Source organism: Alishewanella agri BL06, from assembly GCF_000272005.1.
In the GTDB taxonomy this organism is placed as follows: domain Bacteria; phylum Pseudomonadota; class Gammaproteobacteria; order Enterobacterales; family Alteromonadaceae; genus Alishewanella; species Alishewanella agri.
Genome location: NZ_AKKU01000015.1, coordinates 71,308 through 88,999 on the forward strand (window position 1 = coordinate 71,308; position 17,692 = coordinate 88,999).

Sequence of the window (17,692 nt, forward strand, 5' to 3'; positions counted from 1 at the left end):
ATTATTTCACTTTAAACTTGGCACGCTTCTTCGGTGTCTGCACGCCTATCACCAATTCTGGTGGTAAGGCAAAAGAGAAGCTACTGCCTTTCCCCGGCTCAGAAAAAATCAATAATTGGCTGTTATGCCGGGATAATACATGTTTAACGATCGACAAGCCCAGCCCGGTGCCGCCGGTATTGCGCGCCCTGGCCTGATCGACGCGGTAAAACCGTTCAGTCAGGCGTTTAACGTGATGCGCTGCGATCCCTTCACCGTTATCGGTAACGGTAAAGAGGGCGCGCTGACCATCGCGCTGCCAGCTGACCTCGATTTCGCCACCAGCCGGCGTATATTTAATCGCATTCGTCACCAGATTCGAGAAAGCGCTACGCAGCTCATCCGGCGCGCCGGTGACTTTCAGCGTGGTGTCTATCGAAAAGTGTAATTTGTGCTGCTTATCCCGATTCAGGGTTTCCGCTTCCGTCGCAATCAGCTGCAACATTGCCGGCACATCCACCTCCTGATCAAATTGCACCCGCGCTGCGGCTTCAATTCGCGATAAGGTTAGTAACTGTTGCACCAGGCTATCCATGCGCCGGGTTTGCTCCAACATCACGCCGTGCGCTTTTTGCCAGATGGCAGCCGGCGGTTGCTGCTCACCATCCATCACCTCCAGGTAACCCTGTAATACCGTCAGTGGCGTGCGCAGTTCATGTGAAACGTTGGCAACAAAGTCTTTGCGGATTTGCTCTAACTGTTTAAGCTGGGTGATATCACGCACTATCAACAAAAATTGCGCTTTGCCATAAGGCATCATCTTACATTCCAGCATCACACTGGATGATGTGGGCGACATCACTTCCAACGGCTGCTGAAAGTTTTGTTGTTTCAGATAATGATGAAATTCCGGCGAGCGGATCAGGTTATCGATACGCTGACCTTCGTCACTCGGCCAACGCAACCCGACCAGCAACTGTGCCAGCTTGTTACACCAGATAATGCTCCAGTCTTCGTTTAATACCACTACCGCTTCAGGCAGCGCTTCGGCACCGTCGCGAAAGCGCCGCACCAGAGTGCGCAGCTCTTTGCGTTTACGGCGCTCACGACGTTGTTGAAAGTAAATACCATCGAAGATTTGCTGCCAGCTGCCATCACCGGCGGGTGGGGTTAACTTGCGATCGCGCCATAACCACTTATCGAGCAGAAAAATATGTTTATATTGCCACAGCAGATGCCCCAGGCTCAGCAGCAATAAAAATAGCAGCACCTGGCCGAACATCCAGCCGACAAAGGCCGTTAGCCCATAGTAGAGCAGCGCCTTGCTGGCCAGCCGTTTTTTCGACAGCAGCAGGCGCATCAGCCGTTACTTCGCCGAAAAACGGTAGCCAGAGCCACGCACCGTTTGTACCAGACGGTCGTGCCCGGTCGGCGAAATGGCTTTACGTAAGCGGCGGATATGTACATCAACAGTCCGATCCTCGACATAAACATTGGTGCCCCAGACATGGTCCAGTAACTGCTCCCGGCTGTAAACCCGTTCCGGGTGGGTCATAAAGAAATGCAGTAACCGGAACTCGGTCGGTCCCATATCCAGTGGTTGCTCTTCCGCTGACACCCGATGTGATACCGGATCCAGTTTTAAGCCCTGTACTTCAATCACATCATCGAGGCTGGTCGGTGCAACGCGGCGGATCACCGCTTTGATGCGTGCCATTAACTCTTTTGGCGAAAAAGGTTTAGTCACATAATCATCAGCACCGACTTCCAAACCACGCACTTTGTCTTCCTCTTCACCACGTGCCGTGATCATAATAATCGGAATATTGCGGGTGATCTCGTGTTGTTTCATTTTTTTGGCAATCTGAATACCACTACCACCGGGTAGCATCCAGTCCAGCAACACCAGATCCGGATAGGGTTCAGCCAACATGTTCAACGCGCTGTTGTAGTCAGCAGCGGTCGCAGCCTGATAACCGTTTTGTTCTAATACAAAGCACAACATATCGCGGATTGGTGCTTCATCCTCTACCACCAATATTCTTCGTGACGACATCTTATCCTACCTGAGTTCCAGCTAATCGGGTTGCGACCTAGTATCTTCTTAAATTATGACAGTTTTATGAAAAATAACAGCAGTTATCACGCCAGCCAGAATTCCCATCAACCCACTGAAAAATGACAGCTGGATGAATTTTTTATTGCAGCCAGCTCCGCTAAGCCCATTTTTACTGGCTTGGCGGCAGGTACTGATATCAGCGCAGCCAATTGTAATAAAAGCGTCACAGCCCTGCTTTAGTTTACAGCCACCGAGTTAACACTGACCCGATAAACTTTAAATCCAACGGAGAGATGGTAATGGCGTTACGCAACTTCCTGAAATTAAGTGCTGTGGCTTCGGCTTTAATGCTAGCCGGCTGTGGCGGCGATCTGGTGGTAAACACCAATACAGGCGGTAATAGTGGTGGTAACAATGGTGGTGGCTCAGGCGGCGGTACTACCCCACCAGTCAGTGCTTGTCCATCTTTTGCTACCCAAGGCGCCAGCCTGGCTGGTGTAGCGAAGCCAGTGTGTGAAGTCACAGGCACTATCACTGCAGATACCCGCCTGACCAAAGACATTGCCTGGGCGTTAAGCGGCAAGGTGACTGTCGGTAATGATAATGCCAATAGCGCTACCCTGACCATCGAGCCGGGTACGCAGGTGTTTGGTAAAAGCGGTGCCGACTATCTGGTTATCGCTCGTGGTTCAAAAATTCAGGCCATTGGTACCCGTAGCGAGCCAATCGTCTTTACCTCTGTCAACGACATGCTGGGCTTATCGGATGAAAACTCCTTTGGCGAATGGGGTGGCGTCGTTATTCTGGGTAATGCCCCAACCAATAAATGTGACCCTGCCACCCTGGCCAGTTGCCAGGTAGAAGCCGAAGGTGAAGCGGGCCCTTATGGCGGTAATAACCCGGAAGATAACAGCGGTGCGCTGCGTTATGTACAGGTGAAATATGCCGGCTTTGAAGTTATCCCGGACAACGAATTAAACGGCATTACCTTTGCCGGTGTCGGTTCAGGCACCCGCGTAGAATATATTCAGGTGCATAATAATCTGGATGACGGTGTTGAGTTTTTTGGTGGTACCGTTGATGCCAAGTACGTGGTATTAACCGGCAACCGCGATGATTCGCTGGATTGGGCTGATGGTTGGACCGGCAGAGCCCAACATATCTTAATCCGCCATAACCCTAACGATACCAAAGCTAACCGCGGTATCGAGGCAGATAACCAATCTGGTAACTTTACCGCTGAGCCAATTTCTAACCCGCGCATTGCCAATATGACCATTATTGGTAATAACTTTGACGGTGACGATGATTCTGAAGGTATCCTGCTGCGCGCTGGTACTGCCGGTGAAATCTACAACACCATTATTACCGGCCCGGCGGGTATGGGTGAATGTTTTGAGATTAACTCAGATGAATCAGTCGCCAATGCGAACGGTGGTCAGATCCGTTTTGAACATTCAATTATCGATTGTGCCGAGCCATTCAAAGACACCGTTGATGGTTCAGGTAACAGCACCTTCAATGCAGAACAATGGTTCCGCGCACAACCAGGCAATATCGTGGCCGATGCCTTATTAGGCGGTTATATTCCGGCACCGAACTCACCGGCGCTGGGCAATGGCCTCAATGTGTCTAACTTTATTGACCCTTGGTTTGATGACGTTGACTATATCGGTGCCTTTGATGGCGAAAATGACTGGACGGTTGGCTGGACCTTTGGCCTGCATCCAGATAACGACCTGGCAGCCTGCCCGACTGGCACCACTGAAGTCGCCAGCCTGACTGGCCGTATTAACTGTCAGCTGACGGGTGATATTACCACCAGTATTACGCTGCAAGCCGGTGCTGACTATGTGTTAAGCGGTCGGGTACGTATCGGCCAGGACAACCAGAATAATGCCACTCTGAATATTGAGCCGGGCGTACGGATTTATGGTAAGTCAGGTGCTGATTTCCTGGTGATTACCCGCGGTTCGAAAATTAATGCTAACGGCACCGCCGCTAACCCAATCGTGATGACGTCAGTACAGGACGTGATCGGCTCACCGACAGCTGCTGGTCAGTGGGGTGGTTTGGTGTTACTGGGCAATGCACCAACGAATAAATGTGATCAGAACGATCTGGCTAACTGCCGGGTAGAAGCCGAGGGTGATGCTGGTCCATACGGCGGTGCTAACTGGGAAGATAACAGTGGTGTGCTGAACTATGTAGTAGTAAAACATGCCGGCTTTGAAGTTATTCCGGATAACGAGCTGAACGGTATCACCTTTGCTGGTGTCGGTTCAGGTACTCAGTGTTCAAACATCCAGGTACACCAAAACGTTGATGACGGCGTGGAGTTCTTCGGTGGTGCGGTCAGCTGTAAAAACGTGGTGTTAACCGCCAACGGTGATGACTCTCTGGATTGGGCTGATGGCTGGCGCGGTAATATGCAGTTTGTGCTGGTACAACACGCTACTGACGGCGCGAAAGCCAACCGTGGTATCGAAGCCGATAACCAATCAGGTAACTTTGGTGCCCTGCCAATCTCTAACCCGATTATCGCCAACATGACCATTATTGGTAACACCTTTGACGGTGATGATGATTCTGAGGGTGTTCTGCTGCGTGCCGGTACTAACGCCAAGCTGCACAACTTTATTATTACCGGCCCAACCGGCATGGGTGAATGCTTAGAGATTGAATCGAACGAGTCCCGCGCTCTGGCAGCCAGTGGTGAGTTGCAAATGACTCACTCAGTGATCGCTTGTAGTGAGCCGTTCCGCGGCACCGTCGATGCCAATACTACCGTAGAACAGTGGTTCCTGGCGCAAGAAGGTAACAGTACCGCCGCGGGTATGAGTGCAGTATTAAATGGCGTGTTCACTATCGACACTACCCAGCCAAAAGCGCTGTCAACCGTGAATAGCTTCTTTGAAGATGTCGATTTTATCGGCGCGGTTAAAGAAGGTCAGGACTGGACCCGCGGTTGGACCGTTGGCTTAGAGCGTTAAGTCAGAGTGCTGCTGCAGCCAGGCTGCAGCAGCCCCTTTTTTTGACCTGAAGCCGGTAGTACACCGGCGTTGTTGCAGAAAATAAGCTTACAGGACAACGTTCAGATGAGCAGCATGCCAAGTTTTACCATTAACCGGGTTGGCCGCAGCGTAATGCTGGCCCTGGCGACCGCCACCGCCCTGGTTTCTTTTTCTACCCTCGCTCAGGACACCGCGCCGGCTCCTACTGATGAAGAGCTGGAGCGCATTGCCGTGTCGGGCCGCCTGCTAAGCTCAGCCGCCTCCGCTGCCGCTGAGCGCCGCGAGCAACCTTATGTCGCCGAATTACTCGGCATGGAACAAATCTCCCGCGCCGGCGACAGTAATGCCGCCACTGCGCTACGTCGGGTTACCGGTTTAACACTGGTGAACGACAAGTTTATTTATGTCCGCGGCTTGGGTGAACGCTACTCCAGCACCTTGTTAAACGGTGCTATGGTACCGAGCCCGGATCCGACCCGGAACGTGATTCCGCTGGATATGTTTCCAGCCGGTATTATTGAAAGTTTAGTGGTACAAAAAGCCTATTCTCCGGAGCTACCGGCAGCCTTTGGCGGTGGTAATGTGAATATCCGTACCGCGACCATTCCGTTACAACGTAGCTTTAACCTGTCTGTTGGCACTGGCTATAACAGCCTGAACAGTGACAAAGGCGTCGATTATGCCGGCGGTAGTGATGACTGGCGTGGTCGTGATGATGGCACCCGTGGTATCAGCCCGGTGTTGGCAAATGCGCTGCAGCAATATGGCACCATCTCACAAATTAATATCGCTGAAAGCCTGGGCGGTCTGAATGCTGGTACTCTGGCGCAGGCCAACACCATTTTGCGCGAGCTGGGCCTGAGCTTTAACCGGGATCTCGATCTGCGCGAAACCAGTATTAAGCCGGATTTTGATGGCAGTCTGTCTTATGGTGAGCGGTTTGAACTCAGCAAAAACGTCGTCTTTGGTATGATGACCGGTGTTAGCTATGACCGTTCAACTCAGAACATTGAAGAGAAAGAACGCTATTTCTCCGTTTCCGGCGACAATCTGGTGCCGTTAAATCGTTACGATGATATCCGTGGTACTGAGCATCAGGTCAAACTGTCTGGCATGCTGAACTTCGGTTTAGAGCTGGGTGTCGACCACCGGCTGGAAAGTTCAACCATCTATCTGCTGGATACCAAGGACGAAATCAAAATTAAAACCGGTGACTCCATTGAAACCATCAATGAAACGAACCGCTTTAATACCGACACCAGCATCCGCTACGAAGAGCGCACTATGCTGAGCAATCAGTTACGTGGCCGGCATAATTTCCCGTTTTTGTCTGACTTAGCAGTAGATTGGCAATTTACCGATGCCAAAGCCCGTCGTTATGCGCCCTCTGAAGTCGAGTTCCGTTATCTGAACGAACGGCAGGCTGATGACAGTTTGTTCCGCTTCCTGCGTCGTAATCAAAATGCAGTGAACTACAGCTTTGGCGATATGCAGGACGAAACGCAAAACGGTAGCTGGAACGCCAAATTACCACTGAGCCTCGGCAAAGCCGAAATGGTACTGAGCGGTGGCTATTCCTATTTTGAGCGCAGCCGTGATGCCAGCACTAACTTGTTTAACTTCAATACTGTTGGTTATAGCCTGCAGCAATTAAGCGGCAGCTTCTCAGAGATTTTCTCCGATGCCAATATTCTGAACCCGGCTAATGGCTTCCAGGTCTCAAACGTTACCACTCAGGCAGATGATTATCTGGCGGCACAGATGCTGGATGCAGGTTATGCCGCGCTGGAAATCAATTATGATTATCAGTGGCGCTTAAACCTGGGTGTACGCTATGAGGACTTTAAACAAATCTCGTTGCCGTTAAATGCCCGTGGTGAAGTCTCGGCCAACCCGGCAGAGTCGGCGTTGCTGGAGGATGGCTTCTACCCGGCACTATCACTAACCTGGTTTATCAATGACGAGCTGCAAGCCCGCTTTGGTTACAGCCAGACCGTGATCCGCCCGGACTTACGGGAAGTGACACCGGTGCTGTATGTTGACCCGCTGACCGACTTTAAGGTCACAGGTTTTGCCGGTTTGCAAAGTACTGATATCGACAGCGTCGATGCACGCTTAGAGTGGTATTACGATAACAGCAACTACAGTATCGGTGCTTTCTACAAGAAGCTGGATAATCCGATCGAAGCCATTGAACTGTCTGGCTCTGACGGTAACTTGCTGATGTCATTCCGTAACGCAGAAAGCGGTAAAGTCTATGGTATCGAAGCGGAGTTTTTACAACAGCTCGATATGTTTAGCGGCGATTTTGGCAGTCTTGCCAATAATTTCTTCGTTGCCGGTAACCTGACGTTAAGCGACTCAGAAATCCAGATCCAACGCTTCCCGGGCGCTAACCTGACCAACCTGGAGCGGCGCTTAAGTGGTCACTCTAAATATGTGGTTAACTTCCAGCTGGGCTTTGACTCGGATGATGACAAGCACAACGCGACCCTGACCTATAACGTCTTTGGCAAGCGCATTGCCTTTGCCGGGGTAAACCAGAAAGACGATGCCTTTGAGCAGCCGTTCCACTCGCTGGACTTTACCTACAGCTACAGTCCGCTGGACAATATGACGGTGAAGCTGGGCTTAAAGAACTTACTGGATGAGCAGGTCGAAATTCTGCAACAAGGTGAAATCCTACAGCAGCGTACCGAAGGCCAGAGTTACTCGTTAAGCTTTTCCTATAAGTACTAACCACACTCTGAGCCCCAAAGACAAAGGCCCGCACAATGCGGGCCTTTTTACAACTTAACCTTGTATCTGCCTGTTATTTTTGCTCAGCTTTAACCCGCTTTTGCGGTGGGTTAACCCAGACAACATGGCCGGTATGTGCAGCAGTGCGGGTTAATGCCGGCGCCTGCTTCATCCGCTCTTCATCCAGTTGGTAGGTATAACGGTTAGTATCTAAAGTCGAACAGCCGGTTAATGCCAAAGCGGCGGCGACTGCGATTATGGTTGGAATGGATTTTTTCATCTGCCTGCCCTCACCTGTGAACTTGCTTGAACTATAGACAGCAAAAATCGGCCTGTCTAGCAGATTTTTGTTACAGTTTAATGAAGGTGATAAAATTATTTATTTTTATTTTAAGCTTATGATTTTTATAAAATTTTAAAATGCAGCGCTTAATAATAATGTCATATTTTTGTCATATTAATGACTTTAAGCTTAGACTTGTCATAACCTCAGATAAAATCTCACGTCAACACGCCCTGATCAGCAAACAAAAAACCCGCCATGGCGGCGGGTTTGCAAAACCTTCACTATCACCCTTAACCATAACGGCCGGTAATATAATCTTCGGTGCGTTTTTGCTTCGGGTTAGTAAATAACTCGTTAGTGGCACCAATCTCAATCAGGTTGCCCAAATGGAAGAAAGCGGTACGATCCGATACCCGGGCGGCCTGTTGCATATTGTGAGTCACAATAACGATGGTAAAGTTTTGCTTTAACTCGTCGATCAACTCTTCAATAATCGAGGTCGCAATCGGATCCAGCGCCGAGCAGGGTTCATCCATCAAAATCACTTCCGGACTCACCGCAATAGTACGAGCAATACACAACCGTTGCTGCTGACCACCGGACAAACCGGTGCCTGGCTGATTTAAACGATCTTTAACTTCATTCCATAAACCGGCACGTCGCAAACTCGACTCGACAATATCATCCAGATCCGACTTTTTCTCGGCTAAACCGTGCAATTTTGGCCCGTAGGCAATATTTTCATAGATGGACTTTGGGAACGGATTCGGCTTTTGGAATACCATGCCAACTTGTGCACGCAATTGCACCACGTCCAGCGTCGGATCATAGATATTCCGGTCATCCAACTTAATCTCACCGGTTACCCGACAAATATCAATGGTATCGTTCATCCGGTTCAGACAACGTAAGAAGGTTGATTTACCGCAGCCAGACGGCCCGATAAAGGCGACGACTTCGTTTTGGTAAACGTCTAAATCAATACCGTGAATCGCCTGATTATCGCCGTAAAATACTTTCACATCCCGTGCCGTAATCTTGACCGGCTGCGCCGCAGTCGCTGCCAGCGACTCCTGCAGCTTAATGTCGTTGATATCAGCGCTTGTTACGGTCGCAGTCTGAAGCTTGTCATTACTCATCGGCCTTACCACCTTTTCTCATATTTTTTCCGCAGCCAGATGGCCAGCGCATTCAGGCTCAGCATTAACGCCAGCAGCACGATGATCGCCGCTGAGGTTCTGGCCTCAAAGAAATTACGTAATTCATTACCTTGCCACAGATAAATCTGTACCGGCAAAGCTGTAGATTGTTCAAATGGACCTGCCGGTACCGACGCCACAAAGGATTTCATACCGATTAACAGCAACGGAGCGGTTTCGCCCAGCGCCTGCGCCACCCCGATAATGGCGCCAGTCAAAATGCCCGGTATGGCTAACGGTAATACATGGTGAAAGATTGCCTGCATCTTCGAGGCACCTAAGCCCAGCGCCGCTTGCCGGATCGATGGCGGTATCGCTTTTAAGGTCGAGCGGGTGGCGATAATGACAGTTGGCAGGGTCATTAATGATAACACCAAACCACCGACCACCGGCGCCGACATCGGCAGGTTAAACCAGCCGATAAACACCGCGGCACCGAGCAAACCAAACACGATAGAAGGTACCGCTGCCAGATTGTTGATATTCACTTCAACCAAATCGGTGAGTTTATTTTTTGGTGCAAACTCTTCCAGATAAATCGCGGCGGCGACACCCATAGGTACTGCCAGCAGGATCACCACCAGCATCATATATAAGGAGCCCATAAAGGCGCCAGCCAGACCGGCGGAGGCCAACGAGCTGCGCGAATCCGGGTTCATAAAGAGTGCAAAACTAAAACGATTCTGGATCACGCCCTCGGCAGCTAATTGGTCAACCCATTCCCGCACCTTGGCACTCAGCTGCTGCTGAGCATCCGGCAAACTGCGATCGATATTGCCTTTTAACCAGACGTCGATATTAGCATCGGTCAGTAAATGCAGGGTTTTGGTTTGACCAACCAAAGTTGGATCAGCAATCACCAGATCCCGTAGCGCGAAACGTTCACCCGAAGTCACGATACGTGCCAGATCACGGCGATGCTGCAACGCATCCGGGATCACTTTTTCCAGACCGGCCTGAATCAGCCGGTTGTAATTGACCATTCCCACCGCCGAGCGCCACGCCAGATCGCGCTCGCGAAAGTCATTATCAGATTCCTCTGCGCCCTGCACCGGCTGCTCCGGAATCTTCACTATTGCCGGATCAAAGTAAATATCCAGCGTGATGGTGGCCTGCCAGAACGCCGGCAAGCCTTTGGAGAAGATATTAATAAACAGCAGCGCCACCAACAACAAACTGCAGGCGACCGCACTGATACCCACACCACGGAATAGTTTTTCCTGGCGCTGGCGCCGTGCCAGCGATTGCTGCACCTTTTGCTGCACCTTAGACGGCGCCGGCAAGGGTTTCTTTTCAGTTTCTGCGACAGTCATCTTGGCTTACTCGTATTGTTCGCGATACTTACGGACGATCACCAGCGCAATAATATTCAGCAATAAGGTAATCACGAAGAGGGTTAGACCCAGGGCAAAGGCCACTAACGATTGTGGGCTGGCAAAGTCATTATCACCGGTCAGCTGATTGACAATAGTTACTGTGACCGTCGATACCGCCTCGAACGGGTTAGCCGTCAGCGCCGGCGCATTACCAGCGGCCAGCACCACGATCATCGTTTCACCTATTGCCCGGCTCGCGGCCAGCAACACAGCCCCCACAATACCGGGTAAGGCAGCAGGTAATACCACCTTACGAATCGTTTCTGACTTAGTGGCGCCCAGGCCCAGCGAGCCATCGCGCAGTGCCTTGGGTACCTGAGTAATAATGTCATCAGACAAAGACGAGATAAAAGGAATAATCATAATCCCCATTACTACCCCCGCAGTTAATGCGGAAGTGGCACGGATGGTCAGGCCCAGTGTTTGCCCCAGATCGGACAGAAAAGGACCGACAGTCACCAACGCAAAGAAGCCATAGACGATGGTCGGAATACCGGCCAAAACTTCAATCACCGGTTTTACCGTATTACGTAACTTAGCGGGCGCATATTCAGCCAGATAAATCGCCACCATTAAACCCAGTGGAATCGCGACTAATAATGCGATAACCGCAATCATCATGGTACCGCTTAACAACGGCAATAAACCAAAGCTGCCCTGGTCGGTGGCGCCGGTAGTCGAGAACCGCGGGTTCCAGGTCGTGCCAAAAAAGAAGTCTGTCGGTTTGATAAAACTAAAAAATTTCAGCGTCTCGGTCACCATCGACAACACAATGCCGATAGTGGTCAAAATGGCGATAGTTGAACAGATCACCAGCACTGCCTTCACGACCCGTTCCACCTGATGCCGGGCGCGGCGCTGTGGTGCAATTTTAAAGTAACTGAAGGTCAGGCCTGCTGCCGCAATCGCCGCCATCAACGCCGTTAGCATCAGACCGCTGCTATGCTGTAACTGCTGCATATAAGCTGCTGCTGCCAGTTCCCAATCAGCGGCTTCCGCGACGATGCCGAAATTTGCCGCCAGATTGGCAATCCGGCGCAGCGTTACCGCCACTGCCTGTGCATCCTGGCTCTGAATTTCCGGCGGTAAACTCTGCTGTACCAGTGCAGCTATCACATCAGGTGCCAACAGATTCCAAATAACTAAGATAAAAAAAGCCGGTAATACGGCCCACAGCGCAACCATCATGCCGTAGTGCTGTGGTCGCGAATGCATCCGCTGTACCGGGTTAATTGTCGCTACCTTGCGGCTGCGCACCATGCCTAGCTGATAGGCCATTGCCATCACTACCAGCAAGCATACAATTAACGTTAGGTTACTCATCTTTGCTCCGTGTTAGCAGTGCGCCATTGCCCTGCAGCCAAAGGTCGACAGCATAAACGCCAAAAATGACAGTTTTATTACAGCCAGCGTAAGTGGCGAAAAAAGAGCCGACGGGCGACTCTTTTTTATTAAGCATAGTTCAGATTACAGTGACTGCTTGCTGCGAATTTGCTGCAGTATCTGCTCACGCTCATCATCTGATAACGGAATTAAACCTACCGCTTCTAACGGGCTACCAAAACCTGAGGTGGCATCTGCTACGAAGAACTCGGCAAATTCCTGTAAACCCGGGATCACACCAATGTGTGCGCCTTTGACATAGAAGAACAATGGGCGGGCTACCGGATACTGACCAGACAACACCGTATCAACGGTCGGCACGACACCACTAACGGTCGCTACCTTGATCCGGTCACGGTTATTTTCATAGAAGGTTAACCCAAAGACACCAATCGCATCTCTCTGTGCTTGTAAACGCGCCAGAGTTTCAGTGTAGTCACCGGCAATTTCTACTACCCGGCCATCGGTACGCATCGCAACACAGAATTTACCCTGGTCATCTTTGCTCATGGCTTTGACTTCCGGTAATTCCTGACAACCCGGAACCACAACCTTCTCTTCATAGACTTCACGGGTACCATGGTTAGAACCCGGGATCGCCAGCAGAATGTTTTGATCTGGTAAGCTGGCATCAATCTGGCGCCAGTTAGTATAAGGGTTAGCGACCATTTTGCCATTTTGTGGTACTTGCGCTGCCTGCGCCAGGAACACATGTTCTGGTTTCAACGCAAAATCACCGGCATCAATCCGTGACGCAAACACGATACCGTCATAGCCGATTTTGACTTCAATAATTGAATTTACACCATTGGCTTTACAGGCTTCTACTTCACCCGGACGCATTGGCCGTGATGAATTGGCGATATCAATAGTGTTGGTACCGACGCCCTGACAGAACTGGCGTAAACCGCCTGACGAACCACCTGAACCGACGACCGGTGTTTTAAACTGGGCAAAGTTATTACCAAATTCTTCTGCTGCAACCGATGAGAACGGTAATACCGACGACGAACCGGCAATTTGGATAGTATCACGCGTGCTTTGCGCAACGGCCTGCAGACTGATGCTGACAGCTGCAGCGACGACAACGGTGTGTAATTTTGACATTTTCATCTGGAGTACCCTCAGTACCTGCTTAGTTGATGCACTCAGTTTGCGATATTTTTGTGACACTAATATGACAAACGGCAAATCAAACCACTTTAAATGAACGCCACCCCTGCTCCAGCTGTGCAGCGACAGCTGAGAGTTGTTCGCTGGCCTGTGCGGATGCCGCTGTGCCCTGATGCAACTGCTGGCTGGCATCATGTAAGCGATTAATGCCCTGATTAAAACGCACGGCCAGTTGCTGTTGCTCGGCACTGGCGCTGACAATTCTGGCATTAAAATTGTGTAGCGCTGTGACTTCATTGGCTAACTCGCCAAACATCTGCTCGGTTTGCCGTGCCAGCTGCACACTGTGTAATGCCCGCTGATCGGCGACACTGATCCCTGCCAACGCCTTGTCAGCTTGTTGCTGCAAGCTGACTATCATTTGCCGGATCGATTCCGTTGCCGCTTTCGTATTCGCAGACAGGGTCCGGACTTCATCGGCAACGACCGAAAAGCCCCGGCCGGCCTCGCCAGCGCGTGCCGCTTCAATGGCGGCATTCAGCGCCAGCAAATTGGTTTGCTCGGAGATCTTGCCTATCACTTCCAGCACCCCGGAAATTTTTGCCGAGTCTTGCTGCAAGGCTGCGGTAAGCTTAGCACTTTGTGCCAATTCTGCCGCAAGTTGTTCGGCACTCTGCATACTGGCTTGACTCACCTGTCGCCCGTTGGCGCAGCGTTCTGTCGCCTCCTGGGCAGTTTCCGATGCCGCTTGCGTTTGCGCGGTTACCTGCTGTAATGCCTGCTGCATTTCAGCGGCTGCCAGCGCCAGCTGGTCTGCTTGCTGAGCTTGTTCAGCCGCCCCGCCCTTAACCTGTTCACCAAAGGCAGAAACCTCTGTTGCCTGCTGACTAAGCTGGGCTGCGCTCACCCCTAATTGTTGCAGCAAGTCTGCAAATCGCTGCAACATCCGATTAAGTGCGGTTGCGGCTTCTGCTATTTCGTCCTGGCCCTGCGCATTGGCACGCAGCGTTAAATCCGCATCCTGCTCCAATCGCAACAACAAATCGCGTAATTGGCGCAGTGGCAAATTAACGGCTCGCCGGGTGCGCCAAATCAACGCCAAAATCAGCAGCGCTAATAACAGGCCCCCGAGCAGATAAACTTGCAACATCAGCTGAGTCAGGGCTGTGGCTTGATCCCGTACTTTCGCCGCCGTCGCAATTTGCTGCTGAATAAATTGGTCAGCTAGATCGGTAAACGGCTGGATCTGCTGCTTCACCTCGTTACTAATCGTCGACTCATTTAAAATTCTGACCAGCAAAGCGTCTGTTCCGACATAACCAATCCAGTCCTGATAGTGCTTCAAAGCCCGGGCAAACGTCTGATCCAGCTCGGTAAAGGCCGCGGCTGTCTCTTCGCTATCTACGACCCGCTGCGCCTGAAATTGCTGCCAGTGTAATTCGGCCTGTTGCAGCAGAGTGGTGACCTTAGTATGGGTTGCCTCGGCTGAAGCCCAACCAGTTCGATATTGCTGGAGCTCAGCCAGACCTTGTTGCTGCAGGATCTTCTGCGTATGCATGACGTCAGCCAGAATCACCAGGTGTTCGCTGTATAAGCGGTTAAACAGTTGATCTTTCTCGTTGGCAGCATAAAATGAAGCCAATAACACCGCGACCAGTAATCCCAGAGGTACCAACCCTAACAGCATTACCCTGGTCGCAATTTTTATCCCGAACGTCATCGCTTTCTCCTCAGCCAGCCTTTCGCTGCGGCGAACCTTAGCAGTGCGATATGACTTTTTTATGACAACGAAGTGATCGCAGCAACTGAGCTAAACCGCGTATTGCACGTAAAAAGCCGAACGTATCCGAATCAAGCGAATAAACACCTTATGCAGAACGAAATTATTGTAATCACCGGCGCCGCGCAACGCGTTGGCCTGGCATTGGCGTTAGATCTACAACAAGCGGGTTATCAGGTTGTCGCCAGCTACCGATCGGTGCGGCCCGGGCTGGAGCAGTTGCAGGCCGCCGGCGTCATAACTCTACAATGTGATTTAACCGACTTACCCAGCCTGGCGAACTTTATCAGCCAGCTACAAAGCTTGGGCCCACTGCGGGCACTGATTCACAATGCCTCAGACTGGCGCAAAGATCCGCCAGCACAGCACCAGAGCCTGCTACAACAACTGGAAGCCGAAGCAGCCAGTTTTGATTATCTGCAGCAGGTGCATGCCAGAGCGCCTTATTTACTGAACCGGGCCTTGCTGCCGCAACTGCAGCAAAGTGAGCAGGCGGATATTATTCAGTTAAGTGATTTTGTCGCCAGTGTTGGCAGTGCTAAACATATTGCCTATGCCGCCTCAAAAGCCGCGCTGGAAAATCTGACACTCTCCTTTGCCCGCCAGTTTGCCCCCGGCATTAAGGTCAATACCATAGCGCCAGCCCTACTGATGTTTAATGCCGGAGATGGCGAAGACTATAAACAGCAGGCTTTGCAAAAGTCGTTACTGCAAACCGAACCGGGTGCACAGGAAGTGGTTAAGGCGGTCAATTATATTTTGAGCAGCCGATACCTGACCGGCCGGGTGTTAGCTTTGGACGGCGGACGGCATTTAAACCTGCCCTGATTCGTTACCCTGATAAAAAACGCCGGCAAATTGCCGGCGCTTTTGTACCAGGAAAAAGTTTTACACCTTCTTCACCCAGGCAGAGCACCAGCCTTCCGCAGCCACCAACTTGCCCGGGAAAATGGCACATGGCCGCCATTCCTGACCATCTTCACCCTGGATCAGATTACAGTTGGCACATTTCTGATCAGCTTTTTCTGATTTATGGGTGTATTTCATGGCGGCAGCCAGGGGATCATCCAGCTTTACCGGCTCAGCGGCAAAGGCGCGCAAACTGACGCCACCAACAGTCATACCGATGACGGCGCCGGCTGAAATCTTAAAGAAATTACGACGGTTAATATTATTCATTCTGAAACTCCTGCATTGTTTAGTAAATAATACTGGGGATCCGTCTGCGCGGATTTGATAAATATCAACTTTAGCCGCTTTAGAGGTTAGCAGATAACGCCATACCGGGCGACCTATATTAGGTATTAATTGTGTTTAAGCCACTGCCGATTTTTGTGCCTGGCTGTGTCAGCGTGTTGCCAGCAGACCACATTTTACGGCACACTGCCGCAGGCAGCTGGCAAACATTAACCCTGCTGCGTTATGTTGCGACTTTAATCCAGGCTGCGGCCTTAACTACAAGAATAATATATGCAAGAAACCACTGTTCTGATCACTAATGATGCCGTAGTACTGGGCATCCTGGCGGTGATCCTGGGGCTGGTGTTCTATACCAGCCATAGCGAAAACCGTTACTGCAAAGCCTTTTACCGTTACGTTCCGGCATTGTTACTCTGCTACTTTCTCCCATCGTTACTTAACAGCTTTGGCATTATCGACGGTGAGGGGTCATCCCTATACAAGATGGCATCGCGCTATCTGTTACCGGCCAGTCTGGTGTTGCTGACCTTAAGTGTCGACTTTAAAGCCATCCTGGGTCTCGGCCCTAAAGCCTTAATCATGTTTTTAACCGGTACCGCTGGCATTATTATCGGTGGCCCTCTGGCGCTACTGATGCTTGGGAGTCTCTACCCGGAGGCTCTTGGTGGCGATATCTGGCGTGGCATGACCACCATTGCCGGTAGTTGGATCGGCGGTGGCGCCAACCAGGCTGCTATGAAAGAAGTGTTTAACGTCGATGGCAGTATCTTCTCAGTGATGATCACGGTCGATGTGATCGTTGCCAATATCTGGATGGCGGTACTGCTGTTTATGGCCAGCCGTGCCAGCTATTTCGATCATAAGACCGGCGCCGATACCAGTGCGATTCGTCATCTGCAGCAGAAAATTGAACAATATCATGCTGAAAATGCGCGAATTCCTCAGGTTACCGACTTAATACTGATTTTGGCGGTGGCCTTTGGTGTAACCGGCTTGTCGCACTTACTGGCCGATCTGATTGTGCCGTGGATTGAGCGCGAGGCCCCACATTTAGAAATGTACAGCCTGACCAGCTCCTTTTTCTGGATTGTGGTGATTGCCACTACCGTGGGTTTACTGTTATCCGGTACTAAGGTCCGGAAACTGGAAGCGGTCGGCGCCTCTAAGCTTGGCACCGTATTTTTATATGTTCTGGTCGCCACCATCGGTATGCATATGGACGTCACGGCGATCTTAGACTATCCGGAGATGTTCCTGGTGGGTATTGTCTGGATGGCCTGTCATGCCGGCCTGATGTTGTTTGTCGCACGTCTGATAAAGGCGCCGTTATTTTATATGGCAGTCGGGAGTCAGGCTAATGTCGGCGGTGCAGCCTCTGCGCCGGTAGTTGCCGCAGCCTTTCATCCATCGCTGGCACCGGTTGGTGTCTTGCTGGCTGTGTTAGGTTATGGTTTAGGCACTTACGGAGCCTATATCTGTGGTTTGATTCTGCAGCAGGTCGCGCCCTAAGCATCGGTAACCCAAGCCGATAAAAAAAGCCCCGGCAAGGTTGCCGGGGCTTTTT

At 51.1% G+C, this 17,692-nt stretch carries 13 protein-coding genes; 4 read left to right on the plus strand and 9 right to left on the minus strand.

Features of this window, described 5'->3' with window-relative positions; genetic code table 11:
• Window position 1: 1 nt before the first annotated feature.
• Together phoR and phoB are read right to left on the minus strand one after the other, a co-directional pair.
• Entirely contained in the window at window positions 2-1,339 is a 1,338-nt protein-coding gene (gene phoR / locus AGRI_RS08360; protein ID WP_008984515.1) for a phosphate regulon sensor histidine kinase PhoR, read from the minus strand.
• Between the two features lie 6 nt (window positions 1,340-1,345).
• Window positions 1,346-2,035: a phosphate regulon transcriptional regulator PhoB gene (phoB, locus tag AGRI_RS08365; protein WP_008984516.1), complete on the minus strand. Its 690-nt coding sequence runs from the start codon at window positions 2,033-2,035 to the stop codon at window positions 1,346-1,348.
• A gap of 302 nt (window positions 2,036-2,337) precedes the next feature.
• Here phoB and AGRI_RS16665 point away from each other — a divergent pair, with 302 nt between their 5' ends.
• Window positions 2,338-5,031: a hypothetical protein gene (locus tag AGRI_RS16665; RefSeq protein WP_008984517.1), complete on the plus strand. Its 2,694-nt coding sequence runs from the start codon at window positions 2,338-2,340 to the stop codon at window positions 5,029-5,031.
• A gap of 105 nt (window positions 5,032-5,136) precedes the next feature.
• The gene (locus tag AGRI_RS08375; RefSeq protein WP_008984518.1) at window positions 5,137-7,791 is read left to right on the plus strand and encodes a TonB-dependent receptor domain-containing protein; all 2,655 of its coding nucleotides are present in this window, start codon (window positions 5,137-5,139) and stop codon (window positions 7,789-7,791) included.
• Between the two features lie 73 nt (window positions 7,792-7,864).
• On the opposite strand, the gene AGRI_RS08380 is transcribed toward AGRI_RS08375, so the two are convergent.
• The 6 genes from AGRI_RS08380 to AGRI_RS08405 form a co-directional block, all read right to left on the minus strand.
• Window positions 7,865-8,071: a hypothetical protein gene (locus AGRI_RS08380; protein ID WP_008984519.1), complete on the minus strand. Its 207-nt coding sequence runs from the start codon at window positions 8,069-8,071 to the stop codon at window positions 7,865-7,867.
• Window positions 8,072-8,367: 296 nt separating this feature from the next.
• Entirely contained in the window at window positions 8,368-9,216 is an 849-nt protein-coding gene (gene pstB / locus AGRI_RS08385) for a phosphate ABC transporter ATP-binding protein PstB (protein ID WP_008984520.1), read from the minus strand.
• 5 nt (window positions 9,217-9,221) lie between these two features.
• Complete coding sequence (pstA, locus tag AGRI_RS08390) at window positions 9,222-10,589, minus strand: phosphate ABC transporter permease PstA (protein WP_008984521.1); 1,368 nt, start codon at window positions 10,587-10,589, stop codon at window positions 9,222-9,224.
• Window positions 10,590-10,595: 6 nt separating this feature from the next.
• The gene (gene pstC, locus AGRI_RS08395) at window positions 10,596-11,975 is read right to left on the minus strand and encodes a phosphate ABC transporter permease subunit PstC (RefSeq protein ID WP_008984522.1); all 1,380 of its coding nucleotides are present in this window, start codon (window positions 11,973-11,975) and stop codon (window positions 10,596-10,598) included.
• Between the two features lie 144 nt (window positions 11,976-12,119).
• On the minus strand, window positions 12,120-13,148 hold the full coding sequence (locus tag AGRI_RS08400) for a substrate-binding domain-containing protein (protein WP_008984523.1): 1,029 nt from the start codon (window positions 13,146-13,148) through the stop codon (window positions 12,120-12,122).
• A 79-nt stretch (window positions 13,149-13,227) separates the two neighbouring features.
• Window positions 13,228-14,868 (minus strand): methyl-accepting chemotaxis protein, encoded by a 1,641-nt coding sequence (locus AGRI_RS08405; RefSeq protein ID WP_008984524.1) that lies wholly within the window; start codon window positions 14,866-14,868, stop codon window positions 13,228-13,230.
• Between the two features lie 150 nt (window positions 14,869-15,018).
• On the opposite strand from AGRI_RS08405, the gene folM reads away from it, so the two are divergent.
• Window positions 15,019-15,756: a dihydromonapterin reductase gene (folM, locus tag AGRI_RS08410; RefSeq protein WP_008984525.1), complete on the plus strand. Its 738-nt coding sequence runs from the start codon at window positions 15,019-15,021 to the stop codon at window positions 15,754-15,756.
• 60 nt (window positions 15,757-15,816) lie between these two features.
• On the opposite strand, the gene AGRI_RS08415 is transcribed toward folM, so the two are convergent.
• Window positions 15,817-16,107: a high-potential iron-sulfur protein gene (locus AGRI_RS08415; RefSeq protein WP_008984526.1), complete on the minus strand. Its 291-nt coding sequence runs from the start codon at window positions 16,105-16,107 to the stop codon at window positions 15,817-15,819.
• Window positions 16,108-16,398: 291 nt separating this feature from the next.
• Between AGRI_RS08415 and AGRI_RS08420 the strand changes: the two genes are divergently transcribed.
• Window positions 16,399-17,637 (plus strand): DUF819 family protein, encoded by a 1,239-nt coding sequence (locus tag AGRI_RS08420; protein ID WP_008984527.1) that lies wholly within the window; start codon window positions 16,399-16,401, stop codon window positions 17,635-17,637.
• Window positions 17,638-17,692: the final 55 nt, after the last annotated feature.